Raw genomic sequence first — 24,072 nt, 5'->3', positions numbered from 1 at the left:
TTAGCATAACCACTATGCTATGATCCTATTTAAATTAAAAATTTTAAAAAACAAAAATGAGCACTATAGAAAAGACAAAAACACCTGAGTACTCAGATGTTGATTTAGATTTAGCAAAACAAACAGCTGAGACTCTCGCTGGAGCAGTTAAAAGATCCATACACCCTTTAGAAAACGAAACCGTACAATACCCAGAGATCGAAACAACAGCAATACTGCCTTCTGAATCACCTCTAGTAGGTGAGGACGGCTGGAATTTAAAAGACGCACCAAGAAGGTATACGTTATCACGTGCATCAACTGACATAGAAAATCAACTACTAAACAGAAATCCAGCAGAACTCGATGAAAATATTAGAGATAGAGCAGAAGTAAGCGAACGTGAAACACAAAGAGATGCGTTTAGAAAGCGTGAGCTTATTGAACAAGAAGAAAAGAGACGAGAGGCTAAAGGTAAACTATATGAGCACCCAGAGCATATTGATCCTGGCTACGACACTAGATACGACAAGAGAGCCATGAAAATACGACTAGAGGCTGAAGTGCTTGCTAAACTTCCGCCTGAAGAAGCAGCAAACTACTTAAGGGTAGAGCGCATGTATAAAGAGGCCCTTGAAGAGCTAATGCTTGAAAAAACTATTGCTACAGGCGGTGCTTATCACCCCAAAGGTTACTACGATCACGAAGCAGTACCTTCAGACATCCTTGTACCAGAAGACCATGATATAGCGAATGGGGTCTCATCTACAGGAGAATCTTACGCTACCTATAGAACAAATATCCGAAACTCAAGAAAACCAGATGTTACAAGAATTGACTTAAATCCAAAAAATAGACCTGGTCAAGTCTACTACCATACATATAAAGATCCAGAAAAAGCCAGTAAAACTATCCAAGGTATGTCGTTTGCTCAAGAAAGAGCGTACAGAGAAGCAAAAGCTAAACAAAATGTAGACAACGCAAAGAATGCCCTAGAACAACTCAGGGGAACCGATACATTACCAGCTCTCTAAAACTTGAATAAACATTCTACGCTATAATCCATCTATAGATGGAGTCAAAAGAAGAGATTAAACAGCGTCTGCCGATCGAGGTAGTTATTGGCGAATACGTCGAATTAAAACGTGCGGGGAGAAATTATAAAGGTTTAAGCCCTTTTTCTGCTGAAAAGACTCCAAGCTTTATAGTTTCTCCCGAAAAAAACATTTGGCATGACTTTTCCAGCGGTAAAGGAGGAGATGTCTTTAGCTTTGTCATGGAGGTTGAAGGCTTAGAGTTCCCAGAAGCCCTTAAGCATTTAGCCCAAAAGGCTGGAATTGAATTGCAAGAGTATAACTCAAAAGATAGAAAAGAAGGTCAGCTAAAACAAAGAATAGTCAAAATAAACGAGCTAGCCACCAAATATTACCAAACCTCACTCCTAAAAAACCCGACAGCTCTCGAATATTTAAAACAAAGAGGGGTCACCAAACAGGGTATAAAAGATTTTAAGCTTGGATACGCCCCTAACTCACCAAACGGACTAGTAAATTTACTCCAAAAACATGGCTTCACATCTGAAGAAATACTAAAAGCCGGTATTGCTACAAAAAGAGGATCCAGACCCGGACAGCTTTATGACATTTTTAGAGAGCGCATAATGTTCCCGTTCGTCAGCCCAAACGGAGAGCATTTAGGCTTTACCGCTAGATTAATTAAGTCTAACGGCTTTGGACCAAAGTATATGAACACTCCTCAAACCATTGTCTATAATAAGTCCAACTTCTTATACGGGCTAAATATTGCAAAAGAAAGTGTAAGAAAAAAAGACCAGATCGTATTGCTAGAAGGTAATTTAGATGTCATTTCCTCATCTCAAGCTGGAGTAAAAGAGATAGTTGCCGCAAGCGGTACAGCCGTAACTCCACTCCAGCTCAGACAAGTCCAAAGACTCACAGAAAACCTAATCTTTTGTTTAGACACAGATAAAGCCGGCATAGACGCTACCATCAGATCACTCGAGATAGCCGCTAGTACAGATCTAAAAGTTACAGTTGCAAGCATCCCCATAGAGTACAAAGACCCCGATGAATTGATCAAAGCCGAAGGCGTCGAACGCTGGGAGCTCGCCCTTCAGAGCACACAAGACGCCTACATTTGGCTAATAGAAACTTTAAGCAGAGATTTAGATTTAAAATCCCCGACCCAAAAAGGAGCCTACGCCAAATCAGTAATAAAAATACTAAACTTAATAAAAAATCCCGTCTCCCAAGAATCATATAAAAAATACCTGAGCGATAAGTTAGAAGTCTCAATAGACTCTTTAGATAAACTAGCTGAAAACGCACCTCTAAAAAGATATAAAGAGATCAAAACAAACCCAAATATCAAAATCTCACCTACATACAATAGACTTAAGCTTGTCACAGACCGCTTCTTAAGCCTTTTATTAACATGTGAGGACAATTCCTCATTAAACACCTTAAAAAAGCACCTGAAGGCGTCTAGTATGCCCACAGAGCCATCCAAACAAGCCTATCGACTATTAATTGAGCCCTCCAAAGAGAATAAAGTAAACAAAACTGATCCTGAACTCATAGAATACCTTTCAAAATTAGAGCTTATAAACTCACAGCTACTCGAACTATCAGCTGAAGATACAAATCAAATAGATTTACTCGACGAACAGTACAAACAATTCCAACAAGCATCTAAAAACTATCAAATAGAAAAACTAAAACAGGAACTAAAAACAGCGGATCAAACTCAACAAGCAAAGTTACTAAAAAAAATACATCGGATCCAATCTGCCCCAGAGATTCAGCTTAAAAATCTAGAGTATAATTAAACATTCAAACTCCTGTGGATAAAGATTCCACCACTGTTAACATTAAACTCACCTGTGGAAACCGATGTTTTAAAAATATAGCAAAACCATTAAGCTTATGTTCCACGTGCATTTATACCTATGGTATTGAGCCAGTTTAAGCCTGAGGCCTGCCACCTTGTAGACATACAAAGTAAACAGAGGGGAGGCCTTATCAAATCAAAATGATGCTTTGTTCTTTCTAATTCAGAAAAAGATAAATATGAAACAAAATAAGTTAAACAGGTGTAATACTCTTAGTACAAAATAAACACGCCCAGCTATAAAAGGAGGTCAGCTGGGCTTCGCCCGTTGTCATATCTAACAATAACAGCTATACTAAGGAGTCTATGATAGGAAAAAACATCACTAAATCCCAGTCTGAAAAAATAACAGCAAAAATAATAAAAGATCTCAAAAAACATTCTGTTAAAGAAAATACTGTATCCCAAATCGATTTAGATCAAGCAATACTAAAGTTTGACCCAAAGAGCGTTCTAGTCAAAGACGATCTAAAAAAAATAAAAGACTCAATTAAATCAGATGGTATTAAATTTGCTAAGCAAGCAACTACAAAAAAGAAAGTAGTCGTAAAAAAGCAATTATCAAAAAAACCCGCTACCGAAGCAAAGAAGTTAGCTGAAACAGAAGTTAAAACAGCTACCAAAAAAACTGCTAGTAGCAAATCAACAGATAAACCAGTTACAAGAGCAAAAGCAGCGACACCAAAACCAAGAAAAAGCACTCCTACCCCAGAAGGATCAACCTCAATTGCCCAAAAAGAAATTATCATTGATGATGACGAGCCCGATGCAGATGACCTCGAAGACGAAGGATTGGAGATAGAAGAAGACGTAAACGTTTACCTAAAAGAGATCGCCGACGACAGCGTCCGTTTGTACTTACGAGAGATCGGTAACGTCCCTCTTTTAACCGGCCCAGAAGAGATTGAACTAGCCCTAAAAATTAGAGAAGGCGACATGGAAGCTAAAGCCAAAATGGCCGAAAGTAACATGCGTCTAGTCGTCTCTATTGCAAAAAGATACACCGGTCGAGGACTCGATTTCTTAGACTTAATCCAAGAAGGTAATAACGGCTTAATGCGAGCAGTAGAAAAGTTCGATCCAGATAAAGGCTTTAAGTTTAGCACCTACGCTACTTGGTGGATCCGTCAGGCCATCACTCGCGCCATTGCCGACCAATCGCGTGTTATCCGTATCCCAGTACACATGTTTGAAAACATCAATAAGCTTATGCGTACTCAGCGTCGGATGACTCAGGAGCTAAACCGAGAACCAACTATCGAAGAACTCGCTAAAGAATTGGAGATGGAGCCAGAAAAAGTAGAGTACATCTTTAAAATCAAGCAAGATGTCGGAAGTTTGGACTCCACCATCGGAGGAGGCGAAGACGGCGACGACAGCATCCTTGCCGACTTTATCGAAGATGATGAAGGGGAAAGCCCTGCAGAAGCCGCTACAAGAGCCTACATGCGCCAACAGATCGACGAAGTTCTAGGAGAACTTAGTGATAGAGAGGCAAAGATCTTAAAGCTTAGATTCGGTTTAGAGGACGGCAAACAACACACTCTAGAAGAGGTCGGTCACGAGTTCGACGTCACCAGAGAAAGAATCCGTCAAATCGAAGCCAAAGCTCTCAACAAACTCCGTAAAAACCAAAACGCCAAAAAACTAAAATCCTACCTCGAGGAGTAGCCCACTCTTACCCCCACGAACATTAAAAAGACCCCCGAACTGGGGTCTTTTTAATGAGATGTTTTAGCTCTTTGCTTTATCTGTTGTTAGGCAACAGCTAGAACACTAACATCATATCGGAACATTGCATCAGCAGCTGCCTGATTATCACCAGAAATGAACTTAGTGAACTCTGCACCGTGCTCAGTTACGTTAGCGTACTGTCCAGCCATGATCTGATCAGCAATTGAGTTGGCCTTAGCAGTGGACAATCCCGGTTGTAGCTCTTGGATTTTAGTTACCATCCCAGGCTTATTAGCAGCAGTGAATGTTTCAAGAGTAAATGATCCACCACCATTAGATCCAGGTACTGGGGTTGCAGGAGGGACAGTAGCAACTGTAGTACTAGTCCCATTACCACTTGGAGCAGCAGTAGTACTTACTACAGAGCTAGTAGATCCGTTACCCCCAGTGGTTGAAGGAGCTGCAGTAGTAGATGTTACCTGTTGAGTAGTTGAACTACCATTACCACTAGTTGTCGGAACCTTATCCGCATGCTCACTAGCTCCACCCTTGCCACCACCATGCCCGTGGCCACCAATCCATCCCTTATTCCAGGCGTAGGCACCAATCCCTAGAGTAGCTAGGCCAACAGCAGCTAAACCAACCTTGGTTATGACTGGGTGATATAAATTCCAATCACTAACCTTATCCTTGATCTTACCACCGAATACTACACCAGCACTCACTACTCCAGCGCTAAAGAAGGCACCAACATTGTTGAATCCGCCAAATGGCCAGTTAAGAGCGTTAGATGTCTCAGTAACAGCTAGAGTTCCTGCAAAAGCACCAAGCCCAGATACAACTTTCTTGTTTCTTGAGCTCAAGCCATTGAACTCACTCTTTACGGTATTCCAAGCACCAGAAATTTTACCAATTCTAGGAGTACTCGTTCCGCCAGCAGTTCGCCTGTTTTGATACCAGTTACGAGCAGAGAATCCAGTAGCTACAGCCGCAGCAAGAACTCCAGCGCCTATAGACCCCTCTTCAAGGTAGCCACCGGTAAACATATTACCAATAGCATAGCCGGCTACAGCAGCAGAACCAATACCTACGGCAGTAGGAGTAACCTCTCTACCCATTCTGTCACGTTCAACAGCTAGACCAAACATGCCAGCAGTACCCAATATAAGGCCAGAAACGGCTACTTTTGAGTTACTAGCATCACTTAACCCATCCAAAGGGGTAAGCCCAGCGACTGTGTTTATAGCGGTACCCGCCACAGCAATACCTGAGGCAACAATAGCAGTAGCCTTAGCAAAGTTTAAAGAACTTCCTCCCGAAGATGGTGCTGGAGGAGGCGGTAAGGTAGGTCCTCCCCTTAAAGGTCCGTGTGTTGATGTTGCTGTCATATATATTATTTGTAAAATCCTTAAATTATTTAATTTATAAAATCTGAATCAAACTCTCACAAATTTAATTTGATAAAGATTGTAACAAACATACATAAAAAAGTCAACACTTTTAAACTACTTTAGCAAACATAAGCAATAAGATATAATACTTACAGCTTAGAAACTATCCTCGCTAAATCTTCATCATCTAAATAATCAATTACTAAACGACCTCCCTTAGAGCGTGGTTTTAGCTCAACACTCGTGTTAAGTTTAGTCTTAAGCTTAGTTACAGCCTCTTCTCTAAACTTAAAAACATCCTCAGTTTTAGCAGCTTTTTTAAGCTTATCTTGAGATTTAACCACCACACTAAACTGCTCAGCCTGCCGGACACTCCAACCCTCACTTAAGATCTTACCCAGGAGCTCTTGCTGAGCCTCTGGAAAAGCATTCATCCCAGCTAGTACTCGAGCATGACCTTCGCTAATCTTTTTATCATAAAGAGCCTGTTTTGCCTCTGCTGGAAGATTTAATAAACGTATCGCATTAAGTACAGTCGAAAGAGCTTTACCAACTTTTTTAGCCACCTCTTCATAAGATAAACTAAACTGCTGATGAAGCTTAACATAAGCCGTTGCCGTCTCAAGTGGACCCAAATCTTCACGCTGAACATTCTCAACCAGAGCTAGCTCTAACTTCTGCTGATCATTCGGAGTCCTAACTATGGCCGGGATAGTTTTAAGGCCAATAAAATTACTTGCTCGCCAACGACGCTCCCCAGCAATCAAGTTATAACCACCACCCGACTTAGGAGACACAACTACTGGCTGAATCACTCCATGTACTCTGATAGATTCTACTAAATCTGCCATTGGACCTTCTTTAAAATTCATCCTTGGCTGATGCTCATTTGGCTCTATTTCACTAAGCTTAAGTTCTAAGTTCTTCCCACTATCATCACCACTTTTCACAGTGGGGTCAAACTGCTCCTCAATAATAAAATCAGTGGGGATTAAGCTCTCTAAACCTCGACCCAAAGCAGAACTAGACATGTTTTAAAACCTCCTTGGTCAGTGAGTCGTAAGCTTTTGCCCCAGATGAGCCAGGAGAATAAATCCCAATTGGCATGCCATGACTTGGAGCCTCCGCTAACTTAACATTTCTAGGTATAGTCGATCTAAACAAGAAGTTGCTAAAATGAGTTTTTAATTGCTCCTCTACTTGTCTACTCAAACTTGTTCGACCATCATACATCGTAATCAAAATTCCCATCACACCCAATGTTTTGTTTAAACCAGTTCTAACAATCTGCATTGTCTCAAGTAATTGACCCAGCCCCTCAAGAGCATAATATTCAGCCTGTACCGGTAAGATAACAGAATCTGAAGCCACCAGAGCATTAACAGTAAGCAACCCCAGCGATGGGGGTGCATCAATTAAAACCACATCAGCATCAATATTCTCTAAAGTCTTTTTAAGTCTTAAAACTCTATCCCTTTGTGTAGCAGGTAGTTCACTGTCAACAGTTGCCAGTTTGGTGCTCGCTGGTAACAAAAATAAATTAACCCAAGAAGTCTTAATAATAGCTTTGTCTGGTTCTTCATTTGAAACTAAACAATCGTATAAGCTCTTCTCTAAAGTCTTAATAGAAACACCTAGACCCGAAGAAGCATTCCCTTGCGGATCTAAATCTACCAGCAAAACTTTTTTGCCTTTTTTAGCTAAGTTATAAGCAAGATTAACAGTAGTAGTCGTTTTACCAACTCCACCTTTTTGATTAATCACTGACCAAACCTTCGGCTTATTCAAAAAGACATCTCCTCACTTAATTTCTAACCCAAATTTTACCACAATAATCTCTCCCCAATTAACTTGCAATTATCCCTGTTTTATGCTAGTATCAATAGCAAATAGATTATAAAAACAAAAACAGCCAAATAAACAATAATACATAGGATAAGCCATGCAACCCGGACTTCAAGATCACAAACAAGATATTATCAACCGCTTAAATCAAGTCAATAATATCCTTGTGACTGTTAAGTCTAACCCAACAGTAGATGAACTTTCTGCAGCACTAGGCTTAACAATGGCACTTAATAATTACGGTAAGCACGCCACAGCAGTCTTTAGTGGACAGATTCCAAATGCTATGAGCTTTTTAAAGCCCCAAAAGACTTTCGAGAATAATGTCCATAGTCTACGTGACTTCATAATCTCTCTTAATAAAGAAAAAGCGGATAAACTTCGGTTTGCAAAAGACGGCGAAATCGTCAAAATCTATATCACCCCATATAAATCTACAATCACCCCTACGGACTTAGAATACAGCGAAGGGGATTTCAATGTAGAAATGGTCATAGCAGTGGGTATTAACGTCAAAGAAGAACTCGATGCCGTGATCGCAGCTCACGGTAGAATCCTTCACGAAGCAACCGTAGCAACAGTCATGCCAGGACAAACTCCAAGTCAGTTGGGCTCAATCAACTGGTCAGACCCAACCGTCACATCTTCTAGTGCCATGGCAGTACAATTAATACAGAACTTAAATGTGCCTAATCTACTTTCACCAGAAGTAGCAACAGCCCTTCTTACCGGTATAGTCGCTGACACAGATAGATTCTCTAACAGCAAAACAAGCCCTAGAGTTATGGAAATTTCAGCTCAGCTTATGAATGCAGGAGCAAACCACCTTTTAGTGACCTCGAGTATTGCTGCCTCCACACATACTGTTACCCCTAACCAAGCAGCACCAGTTCCTCAAACTCAAACAGAGACAGATCAACAAAATCAAGAATTAATCTTAGATCTTCACTCGAGCAATCCTATTTCAACCTCAACTTCAACACCAACTCCACTAGCCTCTAGCCCACTAGAACCTACTAGTGGATCTACAACAAATCCTCCAGCGACCAATACCTCCCCTATGGTTTCTTCTGCACCTGTTGAAAGCCCTAATACACAAGATTCTCAACCACCTTTAGCTGTGCCTTCTCCAAGCCCTGCTGTTGCTGACCTTCTACCAAAACCAGCTGATGCTAGCCAAACTGTAGTCCCAGCAGATTTACTTCCACCACAACCATCTTCTACTTCAACACCACAAGTAGAACCAACACCAGCCCAACCTCTTCCACCAAGCTCACAAATAAATACTCCACCCCAAAGTAGTAAACATTCAGTACCCGAAGCTCAAGCGCCTCTAGCAGCCCAAGATAATACTAAAGATAAAAGTATAAATAATTCTGGAGCAGATCAGATTCGCTCAGAAATAGACAAAATTTATGGTGCCGAACCATTTGATCCGGCTAATAATCCACGTCAAGATGTTGCCACAAACATAGCTATAACTGACGAGCCAGCGCAAGATCAAGCACTCAAAGATCCACAAATAACTGATTCTTCAAACCTCTTTGTTGATACATCTGTACAAAGCGCACAATCAGCTTCACAACTAAGGCCAATTGAAGCCACAAAAGACGAGAAAGTAGATGTAAATTCAATCCTTGGTGAAAGTCCGACACAAGAAGTATCATCGACTAAACCTGATCAAACTGCCAACTCTACTGGTAATCTACCAGAGATCCCTGGGCTAGAAATGCCACCAGAGATAACACCACCACCTCCCCCACCAAATCCGTTACTTAACACTCCAAAAACCTCATCAATTGATAACGAACCATTTGGCAACACTTTGAACTTCGATCCTACCAAACCAACTGAAAATGCCAAGTAACTCTTCTAATACAAGCTCTAAGCTCCCTCGACCAGTTCTATTTAGCCCTAATTTAAATTCTGCAGATGAGCTACTAGTAGATGGAGTATACCTTTTTGATAAGCCGGCTGGAATGAGCTCATTTGGAGCAGTATACAAATTAAGAGCTAGGCTTAAAGAAGTTCATGGAAAAAAGATAAAAGTAGGTCACTGCGGAACCTTAGATCCGTTAGCTACAGGATTATTAATTCTAGTTAGCGGAAGAATGACCAAAAAAGCAGGGGAGTTAACTAAATTAGATAAAGTCTATATAGCCGAAGCCCAGCTTGGCGCATCTTCTAGCACTTATGACTCAGAGGGAGAGTTAAACCCTGTTTCAACTAGAAAACCCAGCCTATCAGAAATAAAAACTCAACTTAATAAATTTATTGGAGAGATCGAACAAATTCCTCCCATTTATAGCGCAATTAAAATAAACGGTCAAAGAGCCTACAAGCTAGCCAGAGAAGGTAAAGAAGTTAAAATAGATCCTAGAAAAATAAAAATTAATACTATTAGGCTTAACCAATATAATTATCCTATCGTGACTTTTACGGTCCATGTCTCAAGCGGGACATATATCAGAAGCCTAATAGACGACCTTGGTAAAAACCTAGAAGTCGGTGCTCATATGATTGCTCTCCGTCGCACCAAAATCGGCCCTTATAAACTACCGTAGTCTGCCACTCTTGTCTAGCGGAAAATACCGAAGAGAGGCATTGCCAACAATCTCCGAAATAGGTACAAAACCAAGCTGATTACGACTATCCAAACTTTGTCCAGGAGCCCTATTGTCACCACTTACAAACACGTGTCCCTCAGGTATAATCTCTTCATCAAAAGTAGTTTCGTCACTTTTTGGCAGAATGTCCTCATAGCTTGCATCAGGGTTAAAACCACTAGGATACTGCTCATTCTTCACAGTGAACTTACCTTTATTCATACTAATTTTCTCACCAGGCAGACCTATGACACGCTTAATCAAAGACTTACCCTCTAGCTTACTGTTAAAAACAATAATTTGACCTCTTTGTGGCACAAAATTATCCCTTTGTTTTGTTTTGGTAAGCTTATTAACCACTACTCTGTCACCATTCGTAAGAGTTGGCCTCATACTACTCCCATTTACGTTATAGGTCCTAAAAACAAACGTTAACATCACGAACGATAGAGCGAGTGAAGTAGCTAAAATAGTTAGTAGAGATTTAAACTGCTCAAAACCCTCACCTCGCTTTTTGTTGGAATTATTAGAACTTGCTTGATGCTCCAAGCTATCTGGTGAAAATCCCTCATTTTTGTTTATTAAACCTGGTTCACTCATAAAGAAATATTTAAAATTTGCTTTGCATTTAACTACATAAAACTAGTATACTGGTGAGTACTATTTAAAGATTAAAGTCACTCTAAATTTAATGTATCTTAATATAGAGTTTACTTTAGTATTACCGAAGATTACTATAGATTAAGTTCAAAAATACATATTATATCTATAAAAAGTATTTAAAAGATAATTCATTACAACAATAAAGCGAGTTAAAAAGGTGGGCGACAAGCTTTAGAAATACAAAATGAGTAACAAAAATATTCTAGATGGCTTTGTCCCGAGGAGATCTAAGGACAGCTCAAATAGCTATCAGGCGCCACTTACAGGAGCACCCTCAGAACTAAATGACTTTAAATCAAGTCAAAATTCACCCACTACCCGTAAAGAAAAGCATGCAGCCAAAAATTCTAGAGGAGCATCTGACACTAGCTGGCAAGATAGTACATTAAAGAATTCAGTTCTTTCTGGCGCAAGATCTAGCTCATCTCTTAACGATAACTCTCCAGATCTATCAGATAAAAATAGGAAAAGAAACAAAAGAACTGGCGGTCCCAGAACAAAAAAACAAAAAATTAAAAGAGTTATTAAGTTTGCACTTATCCCATTGTTACTAGTCGGTGGGTACTATCTTTACAACTTAATGAATCTCTCTGGTAAAGTCTTTGACGGCAACCCCCTTGGATTCTTAAAGAGCACCAAACTCAGAGGAGAAGACAAGGGAAGAGTGAACGTGTTATTAGTAGGAACCTCAGAAGGAGATCCCGGTCACCCTGGTGAAGACTTAACTGACTCAATTATGGTCATCAGCTACACGGTAGCAACAAAAAAAACAGCTATAATCTCTATCCCTAGAGATTTATGGGTAAAAACACCTTATGCCTCCACAAAAATAAACGCTTTATATCATTATGGAGAAGATGCAGAGTTTGACGAAGAAGGTTACTACCCAGGAGGAATAGGTTTGCTACAAAAAGAGATTCAAAAGATCACAGGCCTCGACATCAACTATTACGCCAAAATTAACTACAATGCCTTTAAAGAGTCAGTTGATGCAGTAGGAGGAATCCAGGTGGACATCCAAGGATCTGACTCGAGAGGAATTTACGATCCAAACTTCGACGGACAATACGGGAAAAACGCGCTTAAGCTTAAAAACGGAGTACAAACCCTAAACGGCACCCAAGCACTCTTACTAGCGCGGGCCAGAAATGCCAATGGCGGTTACGGTTTAGCAAGTAGCGATTACGATAGAGCAGAGAATCAGAGAAAAATGCTTATTGCTCTTAAAGAAAAAGCCCTAGGAGTCGGAATATTCGCCAACCCACTTAAGCTTAATCAACTCACAGATGCCATCGGCAATAATATAAAAACTGATTTTTCTACAGGAGAAGCCAGAAGAATATACGATCTAGCAGGAGATCCAGCGGTCCAAATTGAGTCAGCTGGGCTAACATCAGAGAATGTCTTAAAAAATTATTCATCAGCAGGTACCGGAGCTGCATTAATACCAATAAACGGTATTGGTAATTACAGCGGCATCCAAGACTTTGTAAAAGAAAAAGTCGGACCGTTAACTGCTCCGTCCTCAAGTACAAATTCTGACGCCCACACATCTGCCGGAATAGAGCAGTCAAGCGTAGTCGTTTTAAATGCAGGGGGCACCAGCGGCTCTGCACAAACTGTTGCTAATAAACTACCCACAGAAGTTAAGACTCTTGAAGTTAGTAATGCCTCCGAAAAAGTCTCTGGAACAAGGTTAGTAGTTCTAAATACACAAAAGCAAAACTCTAAAAGCAACCTAATGTCGCTATTATCAGCACTTGAATATGATACAAAAAAAACAACTTACTCAAAGCTCTACCCAAATGCAGATTTTGTTATACTAGTCGGCAAGAACACATAAAGAAAAAGCCATGAAAAAAATCCCTAAAATTTCCAAGCCAAATCTTAAAGGAAGAATAAAAAGATCAAAAGATAATGATGGAGATAAGGTCGTCTCTTCTCAGAATAATATAGTAGTAGCAGGACAAGGGTTCGAAAATACAGAAATAACAACTAAAAAACGGATTAAAATTCCATCCCCTCGCTATTCCCATAGGGAGATTAGCGGACGCTTTACTCATCACATTTTAAGCATAGCTTTACCTTTAGCCGTTTACAGCCTCGTCGCTGTTTTTTATCTACCATGGGTAGCATTAAGCTTAATCATCTTGAGTAAATGGCAGATATTTATAGTTAAGCCAAGGTTTTGGTGGGCTAACTTAAAATTTAGCGCAGTAGATCTTATATTTAAACTTAGCATTTTGACTCTCCTTGTCATGGCTCAATTCAAAATTGACGCACTAGTTACAAAAAGCACTTTGATCTTAACTCTTCTTCAGATATCTCTTGTAGGACTATACTTATACTGGAATGTTCACCTCAGGAAACAGACCAGCCCAAAAGGGATGCGGCTACAAGCTCTTTTAGCCCAAGGCCTAGCATTAACCGCCATAGCTTGGGCTTCTGGCTTTTCTGGACCAAATACACCACTACCCTTAGCGCTAATGACCATCTGGATCGTCTGTTATAGCACTGCTCAACACTGCCTATTTGCATACGAAGAATCTGCTATCCCACAACTAGCCAGCCTCTGGGCATTATTCGGATCATCAATTATGTTCTTACAGCTCATTTGGGCTCAGAACTTCTTGTTTTTTAACCAACTTCTATATCTTCCTTTAATGACATTTGTTGTCTCTGGTTTTGGATATTTTGCCGCCAAATCTCATGCCTTTATTGAGGATAAACAATCAGAACAAGATGTGCCGAAAGTCCAAATCGAAAGAGAGAAACAAGAACTTAACAAACAAGCTGTCATTGCCGTTGGCATTACAACCTTCTTAGCTCTACTTATTGCTTTGCGTTAGGCTAAGCTGTTGCTCCACTGTAAACAATCTGTTATACTATTAAAGATAATAAGAGTAAACAAATGATCGAGCAGAAGAAAAAACAAGACATAATCAAAAAACACGCTGTTTCTAAAAACGACGTTGGCTCCATCCAAACTCAGGTGGCAGTTCTTACCGAAAGAATTAAAGAAGTAACCGCCCATCTAGATGCAAACAAAAAAGACAATCACGCCCGTCGTGGACTACTCCAAATGGTAGGGCAGAGAAAAAGATTCCTGGCTCACCTCAAAAAGACCGACTTCGAATCCTACGCTGGCCTTATTAAAGACCTCGGCCTAAGAAAGTAGCTATACTAGCTCTAGTCTTTCCAACCCCAGCCTTATCAACTCCTCTAATTTATCCAATCTAGACTTTGCGAACTTAGGTGAAAGACCTAATATTTTTTCAATATCTGCACGCCTATGAGTCGTTAATATTGTGTCTTTTTTATAGTTTCTTCCTAGGTAATCCGATATTGAAGCCCTGATCTCTTGGGTAGACTCATCATATGCTTTGGCAATACCCACAAAGTCTCTTTTTCCCGAACCAGGGATTAGTAGTTCGAATAAACCCTTACCCACAACTGCTGGAGCAGGAAAATGGTCTATGCCTATATCGTGCCAATGTATACTGAAATCTGCGACAACCGATACTGGGTGGGCCTCGTCTTCCACAATAACCCGCCCATAAGTGTTAGCGGGGATTTCTGGATCAAGGACTCTTCCCATTTGAACAAACTTCGCTTCATTAACTAGCATTACTGGGGTTGCAGACTCTCTGCAGGCGTTTAGAAGTCTTTCCAAATCTGGAATTGCCGCATACATATCACCCTCATTATTAATATAAGTTAACCAACCTGCACAAGGACCTAAAATATCAATCAGGCCAGATTCCGCTCTACTATAAGCAAGACAAAGTGCTCTGCCGCTAAAGACATCACCATATGGCAAGCTAGCTTCATAAGAGCCTTTTCTGAACTCCTCGTCAAAAACATCCTCGATACCATACCTGGTCTCGACTAATTGATCCATCATATACGGAGGATACTATACCATATAAAGTATGGTATATCAATATGTGGCCCCTATTCTGCTATAATTAAAAAAGTGCTAAATCGGGTGAATCCGGCTAGATAAAAAAAAGTTTATCTATCTCAATTCCTCGATTAACTCACTCAAATTAAATCATTAAATAAATAAGAAAATCAGCACATTAAATCCATACAACAAAGAAATTATAAAACTAGAAACAGAGTTTTGTGGCCGAAAACTAAGCCTAGAAATAAACCGCTTAGCATTCCAATCTAAAGGCGCAGTAACCGTAACTTATGGAGACACCGTCGTTTTAGGAATAGCTAACGTTAAAGATGAAGTTGCCGAAGGCTTCGATTATTTCCCGCTCTCAGTAGATTACGAAGAGCGCATGTACGCCGCCGGAAAAATCTCTGGCTCAAAATACCTAAAAAGAGAAGGAAGACCGACTGACGAAGCAATCTTAACCGGAAGACTAATAGATAGACCAATCAGACCATTATTCCCTAAAGGCTTTAGGAACGAAACACAAGTTGTCGTAACCGTCTTAAGCCTAGATCCAGAACTCGGAGCTGAGACTCCAGCTTTAATCGCTGCTTCAGCTGCATTAATGCTAACCGGAGCCCCATTCGAAGGTCCAGTTGCAGGAGTTAGATACGGCCTCGACCAAAACGGCAACTTCATCCAATATCCAACCAAATCCCAATCAAAAGAATCATTTTTAGATTTATTCGTAGCCGGAACAGAAAATGCCATCATGATGGTCGAAGCCGGAGCTAAAGAAGTCTCAGAAGAGCACATGACCGAGGCTCTGATTGCAGCACAAGAAGCAATACAACCAGCTATTCAGATCCAAAAAGATCTCGCCGCTAAGCTTAATATTCAACCAATGGAATATCAGCTAGTCTTACCCCCAGAAGAAGTTACCCAGCAAGTTAATGATTACTTAAGCGATAAACTTGGCCAAAACGTAATTTCTAAAAACAACGAAGATCGTATCGCAGCTACTGCAGACTTGCGCAAAAATTTTATAGCTTGGATGGATGAACAAGAAATTGAACATCCAGACCGAACAAATTATTGGGATGCTTATGACTCAGCGATCAAAAAAGATATCCGAAAAAGCATTTTAGACAACGGAGCTCGCCCCGACGGTAGAACCTCTACCGAGATCCGACCAATTACCGCAGAAGTAGGGATTTTACCAAGAACACACGGCTCAGCCGTCTTTACAAGAGGTGAGACCCAAGCGCTAAACATAACAACTCTAGCCCCACTTAGTTATTCACAAACCATCGATGGCATGACCGGAGAGCGCGAAGATCGCTTCTTCCATCACTACAACATGCCGGGCTACGCATCGGGAGAGATAAAAAGAATGGGCGGGACTAACAGAAGAGAAACTGGTCACGGTCACCTCGCTCAAAGAGCTAATGAGGCCGTACTCCCAACAGAGCAAGAGTTCCCATACGCTATCAGAGTCGTAACAGAAATTACCTCATCAAATGGCTCAACCTCAATGGCCGCAACCTGCTCTACTTGCTTAAGCTTAATGGATGCCGGAGTCCCAATAAAGGCTCCTGTCAGCGGAATTGCCATGGGCTTAATGATGGATGAGCCCACCGGTAAATACGTAATTTTAAGCGATATCATGGGTCCTGAAGATTTTTCTGGAGATATGGATTTCAAAGTCGCCGGAACCCCAAAAGGCATCACGGCTTTACAAATGGATATTAAGCTTAAAGGTTTAACACCACAAATCTTGAGTGAAGCTCTACAGCAAGCAAAAGCAGGAAGACTACACATCTTACAAAAAATGCTCGAAGTTATACCTACACCAAAAAAAGACCTCAGCCCATACGCCCCGAGAGTAGTCTCAATCCAAATCAACCCAGAAAAAATTGGGGCTGTGATTGGTAAAGGCGGAGAAAACATCCAAGCCCTCACCAAAGAGACTGAAACAGAGATCGACATCAACGACGAGGGAATAGTGACAATAGCATCACCAAACCTAGAGAATATAGAGTTAGCCAAAAAAAGAATCGAACAACTAACCGAAGAGCCTGAAATCGGCAAAACCTACAATGGTAAAGTAGTTAAAATTATGGAGTTCGGCGCCTTCGTCAACATCTTACCCGGAATCGACGGCTTAGTGCACATCTCAAACTTAAGCTTAGATGGAAGCAGAGTAGAAAAAGTCGAAGACGTAGTAAAAGAAGACCAAGAAGTAACCGTCAAAATCATCGATATCGATCAAAAATCCCACAAAATCTCCCTCAAACTAATCGGCTAAATAAGCACTAGCAATTTACTTACACAAAATATGGTGCTAATATCACCATATGAACAGACCAAGTTACAAATTCGCAGTTATAGATGAATCTCAAAAAAACGAGGAGAAAGGAAAAATAAGCTGGACACATAAATGCGGTACCCAATTAATAGGACAGACAGCACATCTAACGGTCAGAGACGGGCTCTTTCCACTATCTGGTAGTGGTGAAGTCGAGAGTATCACAGTGCCATATTGCCCAAATTGTGAAGACGTCCCAAGGACTCACGGAGTAATTTACCCAGATGGAAGAGTAGAACATCCGAGCTTTGTTTTGGATACAGGCACCGACCAATCAGTTCCTTCATGACCCTCACCTCTGTTATAATTGAACTTAATGAACAGTAATCACCCAAAAACAATCCAAGAGCTGTTAGCTCTCCCAGAAGAATTCGATGAAAGACTACAGATCAAAACTCGGGGTTATCTTTACCATGGGTCACCCGACCCTAACATAACTGAACTCGAGCCTCGACAAGCGATACATCATGGAATGCCTGATGGAGAACCAGTGGTATGCGCAGGAAAAAATCTACAAGATTCAATATTTATATCACTATTTAATAGATCTAGACTAGAAGACCCCAGTTCAGGTGCAAGCGGATGGAGCCGAGACAATAGCGGACCAACCACATATACAGCTACAAGAGATGTTATAGTAATAGCAAAAAAATCTAAAGGTTATCTATATCTACTAGATCCGGATAATTTTGACTGGGTAGTCTTAGAAGATCCAATCCATAAAAGCAAACGAGAGCTCCGTTCACTTGAAGCCGTAAAACCACTAGCAAAGATTGAGGTAACAATATCAGACTTTGACCATGAAGTTAAGGAGATAAGACTAGAAGATCTATGAAAATCCTCGGCATAGAAACATCTTGCGACGAAACTTCTGCTGGCATTGTAGAAGACGGACACAAGTTGCTAGCAAATGTAGTTAAAACTCAAATCGATATCCACAAAGAGTACGGTGGAGTAGTACCAGAGGTCGCCGCCCGAAACCACATCGAGGTCATTATGCCAGTAGTCAATAGATCCATGCAAATCGCTAAGCTTAACTGGAAGGAGATCGACGGAATTGCCGTAACCAACGGTCCAGGTCTGCTTGGAAGCCTAATGATCGGAACCCTCACGGCCCGCATACTAGCCTTAATCCACCGCAAACCAATCTACCCAGTTCATCACGTTTTAGGTCACATCTACGCTAACTGGCTTTTAGAAGAACAGCCCGAATTCCCAGTTTTAGCACTAATTGTCAGCGGAGGCCACACCCATCTCTTTTATTTAGAAAGTCACCTCAAAGTTAAATTAATAGGAAAGACTACCGATGATGCCGTTGGTGAGGCTTATGACAAAGTCGCTAAACTTATTGGTCTAAATTATCCTGGCGGACCCGCAATTGATCAAGCATTTCATAAAGGAGATCCAAACTTTTTAGATTTACCAACCCCAAAGGTCTCTGGCAAATACGATTTCAGCTTCTCAGGCCTAAAAACAGCAGTTTTAAGAAGATCACAAGAGCTTATTGAAGAAGATTTCAGATTCCCAAGTTGGCAAATTGCCGAAAGACTTACAGAAGAGCAAATCAATAACATTGCGGCCAGCTTCCAGAAAAAAGCTGTAGAGATCCTAGTTAACACCACCAAAAGAGCATATGAAGAATTTAACCCAAAAAGCGTAATTATCGGTGGAGGAGTAGCTGCAAATCAATATTTAAGACAGGAGCTGCAAGAAGCCCTACCTATTAAGCTTAATTACGCCCCAATCGACCTCTGCACCGATAACGGAGCCATGATCGCCGCCTTAGGCTGCTTTATGGCGGAATACTCCAAACCAGTCAACCCACGAGAAATAAAAACCGAGCCCTCCCTCAAAATAAACTACCAAGAATAAAAATTGACTTCGATAATAAGTTTTGCTATAATCTTAAGTGCTAACAAACAATTCTCTCCTTAAATAACCGTACAAAAATAATCGCGATCCGTCCTTATTTAAGCTTAAATAACGATCAATTACGATTATTAACTCTTAACAAAAAAAATAGAGTCAAGAACGCAAAAAAATTAGTAATCGTTTAAAAGCGTTAGACTCCTTATAAATATTAATTAAAAATGGAACAAGATCAAATAAATCACATAAAACAAAATACAAACAATAGACCACAGAGAGATCGACAATTAAATAACCGAAAGAATAATCGTCCTGCCACTTCAGGCCCACTAAAAAGCTCTCGTTCTCGGGCAATTCAAGCCTCAAGACGCTCTCAAGACGATGCCAATAAAGCTATTACTAACTTTAACGTTGTCGAAGGTAAGCTCAAAAACGATTCTGCCGGACCGATCAAAAAAGATACCCTAAGAATTCTCTTTTTAGGAGGAATGAACGGTATCGGTACTCACAACTTTACGGTTATAGAATACAACGACGATGCCATCGTAATCGACTGCGGAATGGACCTTACACTAGGAGCCCTACCAGGAGTCAACTTCGGAGTAAGCGACATCGATTATTTACTTAAAATTAAAAACAAAGTAAGAGGTTACGTCTTTACGCACGCACATTTAGATCATGTTGGTGCAGTCCCTCACGTGTTACCAAAAGTACCTGCTAAAGTTTATGGATCTGCCTTTACCTGTGGCTTCATCGAAGAAAGATTCAAAGACGACCACTTCCACCTCCGTGACCAAGAATACATCCCAGAATGTGTCCCAATGAACATGGATAACCACGAAAGACTTATTGTAGGACCTTTTACAATTGAGCTAATCCGCGTAACTCACTCAACTCCAGATTCATCAATGGTTGTTATCGACACCCCAGTTGGTAGGCTAATCCACACCGGAGACTTCCGTCTAGACCCAGAACCACTCGATAAACGCCCAACAGACATGGAGCGTCTACGCAGCCTAGCTAATGACGATAAAAAAGTCCTAGTTTTAATGGAAGAGGCGACTTATGCTCAGGCCCCAGGTAGAGTCCCAACAGAGAGTACCCTACAAACCAGCTTCTCAGAAATCATGGACAAAACTCACGGAAGAATTTATGCAGCAAGCTTCTCTTCTAACATGAACCGAGTTCAGATGATCGTTGAAGAGGCATACAAACATGGTCGTAAAGTCTGTATTACTGGACGCAGCATGCTTAATTACCTAGAACTTTCTGTAAAACTTGGTCTAGTTAAAATACCAGCCGGCTCAATAATACCTGTACGAGAAGCCCTTAATGTTCCTGATGACCAATTAGTGATTATCACTACCGGAGGCCAGGGAGAAGCTAACGCTGGGTTAACAAGAATGAGTACAGGGGAGCACCGTGACTTTAAGCTTAAGGCTGGTGATACCGTAATCTTAAGTTCAACTCCAGTGCCTGGTAACGAGGTCAGTATGGAGAAACTCGAAGACGACTTAACCAGAATGGGTGTTAAGCTCTTCACAGCAAGAAATCACGAGGTTGACGGGTCTGGACCACTTCACGTCTCAGGTCACGCACGTCGTGATGAGCTTGCCGAAGTAATCGAGCTTCTAAAGCCAAAATATCTAATCCCAATGTACGCTGGACCTCGCCACCGTAAGTACCTAGCAGAACTCGCTTTAGAGAACGGAATGCCTGCATCCAACATCTTCTTAATAGAAGATGGAGAAGTACTCGAGTTTACTGAAGATGAAGCTGCCAAACGTAGCGGCAAAGTCCACTCAGGTACAGTACTTATAGATGAAACCGGAATGATCGTCCCAAGCCTAGTTGTTAAAGACAGATTAATCATGAAGCAAGATGGCATCGTCAGTATCGTTTTAACAATTGATAAGCGCTCACGAAGACTAATCTCAAGCCCAGACATCATCACTCGTGGTTTCATCTACATAAAAGAGAATGAGGATCTCATGAACGGACTAAGAGATCATTTACGCAAAATGACTGCTGAGCGATACGGCAGAAGCACGCTAGATGAGTTTAAATACGAGTTAAAAGACTTCGTCACACACTATCTATACGAGCATACCAACCGCTCACCAATCGTCATCCCGGTAGTTAACGTCATCGGCGGTAACTCAAACGACCCAAAAAAGAAACCCGCCCCAAAACCCGACTGCGACCACTAAACCTTCTGATCTCTATACTTACAACCATAGTATTGACTTTATAGTTATAATTTGATAAAATAATATATAAATATAATTAAAATAAATTATGGCTGAAATACGAGACAGAATAGAAGTAAAAGATGGAACTATATATATGAGTAGACCAGGCTACTATTTTGGCTACGGAATACACTCAGACATAGACATAGTTGAGGCTATAGTCGGACATCCGGTGGTCGCAGAACTAGGAGTGCACGCGTCAGGCTTGAACCTAGTTGTTCAAGAGCTTGACCAAATTCCCGAGATCGTCTCGGACGAGCTAGGTGGTAAAAGCGCGCAACAAGTTATCGCTGAGTCCAACTTTCCAAGCTTTTCATCTTACGGCTTAAGAGGCTCCGAGAATAGAAGTGACCTAGTAGAGGGGACTCTCTATGAAATTGGTATGTACGATGCGCTTGCACTCGCGCACTTTGATATCGCGGGACCACAACTTGGTGATGCAGCATGGAGATACTGGTATCATGGGATAGAGCTTAGCGATGGAAGGAAGGTAATGACTCTAAACATAGGCAATGACCAGCCCGTAGACAGAGTAGTTAGCGGAGAAGGCTATAATCCTTTCTTAAATGGTAAAGAGGCAACATTAAGTGTAGTCCAGTCAGCAATGGACCAATACTGGGAAGGTTTTGACCAAGAATCTTAAAACTCTTCGCTAATTGCGTAAACTTCGGCGGCATCAGGGTGATAAGTTGCTAGCGCGTTTTTAGTTAAACGCTTTAGATCACGACTAGTCATCGCGCTGTAACGCCCGACACTCTTAGAGATTTTACCTTCGACTTCGCTAGCGAACTTTTCTGCAGCACCTAGAGGAGTCATAACTGCTCTGCAGGCATGAATTACTCCAGACTTTAATTTATCAGCACTGTAGGGCTCAACATGGCCACTTTGCTTATGAATTCTTAACATATTTATTACTTTTTAAGTTTTTATTTTGAATTTTTATAACTATTACTAAAAGATTGTAATCAGTTTAAACATAAGCGTCAAGCTTTCATCATTATAAATTTAAGGTTAAATTAAGCCCATGCTTTTAGCGAGCACTAACCACGATCCGAATACTCCTAAAAAACCAATTACAAAGCTCACTTTAGCACCGTGAGCTTTTCTAAATCTTTCAGCAACACTTAAGTTAGCCCCATATAATAAACTCATATAAATTGCCCAAATTGCGGAAGTTGCCGCTAGTATAACCACTCCAAGCTCTGCAAAACCAAAGCCTCCAGCCGTCTGGATTAGCCAAATACCACCAATAAAGATTCCTAACTCCGAAGCAATAACACTAAAACCATTAAACATACCAAAGATAAAATCTTGAGTTATCGTACCAGTGTTCCTGCTAAGATTAATAATCTTACTTCGTAGACGTCCTTCAGAGTCTCTCCTAGGTCCAACTTTATAGACATAAAGATTAAACAAACCCCAAACAATCAAGAGAGTAGAGACACTGTAGGCTGACAAACGATAACTTAAGCCCCCTAAGCTAACCAAAGCAGAAGATACTTGCCAGCACAAAACTAACGCCGGACCAACGATTAAAGTAGTTCCTAACCAAAATACCAAAGAGTTTATACCCATCCTACGCATATCCGCATGCTTACCAAGTACACTAACAGAAAAAATTAGACTATTTCCTAAAGATCTAAGATTAACCCCAGCTAAAACAACCGCCAAAACACCAAGAACAAGCAAAAACAAGTCTGTCATACTTTAACTCCGCACCTCCTTATATAAACATTTAGATTTATCAATCTCTGGACACCTCTTAAAATCTTTTTTTAAAATATCGGCACATCTATATTCTGGTGTCTCTTTAGATATATCAAAGTCCATTACTAAACAATCTGCCAAATCATCACCATCAGAGGCCCTAGATTTAACTGCGGGCAAGTCCGCTAAGCTTAACTTTTGCCAAGAGTAAGTCTTTTTTACATTATCGACTCTCGCTAAGAACAAATTCCAAACCCCCAAGTCACCGCTCGGACAAACTAGTTTTTCATTATTTATCACTAAAGAAGGTTGTTTTGAGCTAGTGGGATATTTGAGGGCATCATTTAACCACTCTAAATTACTGTCACCAGAAACTTTGAGCTCAAAACTATTAGATATTGGAAGAGTCACTGAGTTGTTTGAATAATTCAGCCCAGCAGCCTTAAGCTCAGTCCCAAGCCTAATCAGATCATTGTCACTATTTAAGTTTAGCTTTTTGTCAGAGAAATATCCTCCGTCTCTAAAAATTCTTCCAGTTGGTGAGTTATCAGCCAATTCAACCTGTTTACCACACACCCAAACTTCAAAGCTTACTCTCTTTAAACTAGCTGCAGAGTCGTTAAGCCCTAAGCTTATTAACATCAAAGAGTGGACAAATACTATCAGTCCCGCCGAAAAATTAAAAGCTTTCTTTTTATTTTTTCCATCTGATATTAATTTAAAAAAAATAGCCAATATAATTACATGGGCTGTTAATCCAATCCACATTACTAAACTTAAGTTAGTATAGCCCCACCTCATAGAATTACGCTCACTTTATAGGTCTTCCTTCTTTTGTATAAAAAGCCACTTATTAAGCTTAAGTTTATCACATTTTAAACAGAAATAATTAAGAGAACCCCAGTTGAGATCCTCTCATGAT

Annotated in this window: 22 protein-coding genes; 14 read left to right on the top strand and 8 right to left on the bottom strand. The window is 40.6% G+C overall.

Translation table 11 applies throughout. From position 1 onward, the window contains the following. Window positions 1–56 precede the first annotated feature (56 nt). The 3 genes from H6799_01095 (at window position 57) to rpoD (ending at window position 4,560) form a co-directional block, all read left to right on the top strand. Window positions 57–1,013, top strand: a complete 957-nt coding sequence (locus H6799_01095; protein ID USN97678.1) for a hypothetical protein — start codon at window positions 57–59, stop codon at window positions 1,011–1,013. Between the two features lie 38 nt (window positions 1,014–1,051). Then, complete coding sequence (locus tag H6799_01090) at window positions 1,052–2,827, top strand: DNA primase (GenBank protein USN97677.1); 1,776 nt, start codon at window positions 1,052–1,054, stop codon at window positions 2,825–2,827. A gap of 368 nt (window positions 2,828–3,195) precedes the next feature. Then, window positions 3,196–4,560, top strand: a complete 1,365-nt coding sequence (gene rpoD / locus H6799_01085; protein USN97676.1) for an RNA polymerase sigma factor RpoD — start codon at window positions 3,196–3,198, stop codon at window positions 4,558–4,560. Window positions 4,561–4,646: 86 nt separating this feature from the next. On the opposite strand, the gene H6799_01080 is transcribed toward rpoD, so the two are convergent. The 3 genes from H6799_01080 to H6799_01070 form a co-directional block, all read right to left on the bottom strand. Further along, window positions 4,647–5,951, bottom strand: a complete 1,305-nt coding sequence (locus H6799_01080; GenBank protein ID USN97675.1) for a hypothetical protein — start codon at window positions 5,949–5,951, stop codon at window positions 4,647–4,649. Window positions 5,952–6,103: 152 nt separating this feature from the next. Then, entirely contained in the window at window positions 6,104–6,985 is an 882-nt protein-coding gene (locus H6799_01075) for a ParB/RepB/Spo0J family partition protein (GenBank protein ID USN97674.1), read from the bottom strand. Beyond that, window positions 6,978–7,742 carry a ParA family protein gene (locus H6799_01070; protein ID USN97673.1) on the bottom strand — a complete coding sequence of 255 codons (765 nt, stop codon included), beginning with the start codon at window positions 7,740–7,742 and terminating at the stop codon, window positions 6,978–6,980. The genes H6799_01075 and H6799_01070 overlap by 8 nt, the downstream gene beginning before the upstream one ends. Window positions 7,743–7,896: 154 nt before the next feature. Here H6799_01070 and H6799_01065 point away from each other — a divergent pair, with 154 nt between their 5' ends. Then, window positions 7,897–9,666 (top strand): hypothetical protein, encoded by a 1,770-nt coding sequence (locus H6799_01065; protein USN97672.1) that lies wholly within the window; start codon window positions 7,897–7,899, stop codon window positions 9,664–9,666. Beyond that, window positions 9,656–10,363: a tRNA pseudouridine(55) synthase TruB gene (truB, locus tag H6799_01060; protein USN97671.1), complete on the top strand. Its 708-nt coding sequence runs from the start codon at window positions 9,656–9,658 to the stop codon at window positions 10,361–10,363. Before H6799_01065 ends, truB begins: the two co-directional genes overlap by 11 nt. Here truB and lepB read toward each other — a convergent pair. Beyond that, window positions 10,355–11,005 carry a signal peptidase I gene (gene lepB / locus H6799_01055; GenBank protein ID USN97670.1) on the bottom strand — a complete coding sequence of 217 codons (651 nt, stop codon included), beginning with the start codon at window positions 11,003–11,005 and terminating at the stop codon, window positions 10,355–10,357. The genes truB and lepB overlap by 9 nt on opposite strands. 247 nt (window positions 11,006–11,252) lie before the next feature. Here lepB and H6799_01050 point away from each other — a divergent pair, with 247 nt between their 5' ends. The 3 genes from H6799_01050 to rpsO all read left to right on the top strand — a co-directional run bounded on the left by H6799_01050 (window position 11,253) and on the right by rpsO (window position 14,246). Beyond that, on the top strand, window positions 11,253–12,911 hold the full coding sequence (locus H6799_01050; protein USN97669.1) for an LCP family protein: 1,659 nt from the start codon (window positions 11,253–11,255) through the stop codon (window positions 12,909–12,911). A 10-nt stretch (window positions 12,912–12,921) separates the two neighbouring features. Further along, window positions 12,922–13,917: a hypothetical protein gene (locus H6799_01045; GenBank protein USN97668.1), complete on the top strand. Its 996-nt coding sequence runs from the start codon at window positions 12,922–12,924 to the stop codon at window positions 13,915–13,917. Window positions 13,918–13,979: 62 nt separating this feature from the next. Further along, entirely contained in the window at window positions 13,980–14,246 is a 267-nt protein-coding gene (gene rpsO, locus H6799_01040; protein ID USN97667.1) for a 30S ribosomal protein S15, read from the top strand. Here the strand turns inward: rpsO and H6799_01035 are convergent, their stop codons facing one another. After that, a complete protein-coding gene (locus tag H6799_01035; protein ID USN97666.1) occupies window positions 14,247–14,972 on the bottom strand; it encodes a hypothetical protein in 726 nt (241 codons plus the stop codon). Between the two features lie 199 nt (window positions 14,973–15,171). On the opposite strand from H6799_01035, the gene H6799_01030 reads away from it, so the two are divergent. From H6799_01030 to H6799_01005, 6 genes are all read left to right on the top strand, one after another. After that, window positions 15,172–17,262: a polyribonucleotide nucleotidyltransferase gene (locus tag H6799_01030; protein USN97842.1), complete on the top strand. Its 2,091-nt coding sequence runs from the start codon at window positions 15,172–15,174 to the stop codon at window positions 17,260–17,262. A 49-nt stretch (window positions 17,263–17,311) separates the two neighbouring features. Further along, complete coding sequence (locus H6799_01025; GenBank protein USN97665.1) at window positions 17,312–17,611, top strand: hypothetical protein; 300 nt, start codon at window positions 17,312–17,314, stop codon at window positions 17,609–17,611. 27 nt (window positions 17,612–17,638) lie between these two features. Next, window positions 17,639–18,157, top strand: a complete 519-nt coding sequence (locus H6799_01020; GenBank protein ID USN97664.1) for a hypothetical protein — start codon at window positions 17,639–17,641, stop codon at window positions 18,155–18,157. Then, window positions 18,154–19,194: a tRNA (adenosine(37)-N6)-threonylcarbamoyltransferase complex transferase subunit TsaD gene (tsaD, locus tag H6799_01015; protein ID USN97663.1), complete on the top strand. Its 1,041-nt coding sequence runs from the start codon at window positions 18,154–18,156 to the stop codon at window positions 19,192–19,194. Before H6799_01020 ends, tsaD begins: the two co-directional genes overlap by 4 nt. Before the next feature lie 218 nt (window positions 19,195–19,412). After that, complete coding sequence (locus tag H6799_01010; GenBank protein ID USN97662.1) at window positions 19,413–21,401, top strand: ribonuclease J; 1,989 nt, start codon at window positions 19,413–19,415, stop codon at window positions 21,399–21,401. Window positions 21,402–21,489: 88 nt separating this feature from the next. Beyond that, window positions 21,490–22,086 carry a hypothetical protein gene (locus H6799_01005; GenBank protein USN97661.1) on the top strand — a complete coding sequence of 199 codons (597 nt, stop codon included), beginning with the start codon at window positions 21,490–21,492 and terminating at the stop codon, window positions 22,084–22,086. Here H6799_01005 and H6799_01000 read toward each other — a convergent pair. The 3 genes from H6799_01000 to H6799_00990 all read right to left on the bottom strand — a co-directional run bounded on the left by H6799_01000 (window position 22,083) and on the right by H6799_00990 (window position 23,918). After that, window positions 22,083–22,349: a hypothetical protein gene (locus tag H6799_01000; protein ID USN97660.1), complete on the bottom strand. Its 267-nt coding sequence runs from the start codon at window positions 22,347–22,349 to the stop codon at window positions 22,083–22,085. The two genes, H6799_01005 and H6799_01000, sit on opposite strands and share 4 nt — an antisense overlap. Before the next feature lie 105 nt (window positions 22,350–22,454). Further along, window positions 22,455–23,147 carry a hypothetical protein gene (locus tag H6799_00995; protein USN97659.1) on the bottom strand — a complete coding sequence of 231 codons (693 nt, stop codon included), beginning with the start codon at window positions 23,145–23,147 and terminating at the stop codon, window positions 22,455–22,457. Window positions 23,148–23,150: 3 nt separating this feature from the next. Further along, window positions 23,151–23,918, bottom strand: a complete 768-nt coding sequence (locus H6799_00990) for a hypothetical protein (GenBank protein USN97658.1) — start codon at window positions 23,916–23,918, stop codon at window positions 23,151–23,153. Window positions 23,919–24,072: the final 154 nt, after the last annotated feature.

This window comes from Candidatus Nomurabacteria bacterium, assembly GCA_023898665.1.
Lineage (GTDB): Bacteria > Patescibacteriota > Saccharimonadia > Saccharimonadales > HK-STAS-PATE-42 > HK-STAS-PATE-42.
The sequence above is the reverse complement of the archived record's forward strand: the minus strand, read 5'-3'. Positions and strand labels throughout refer to the sequence as shown.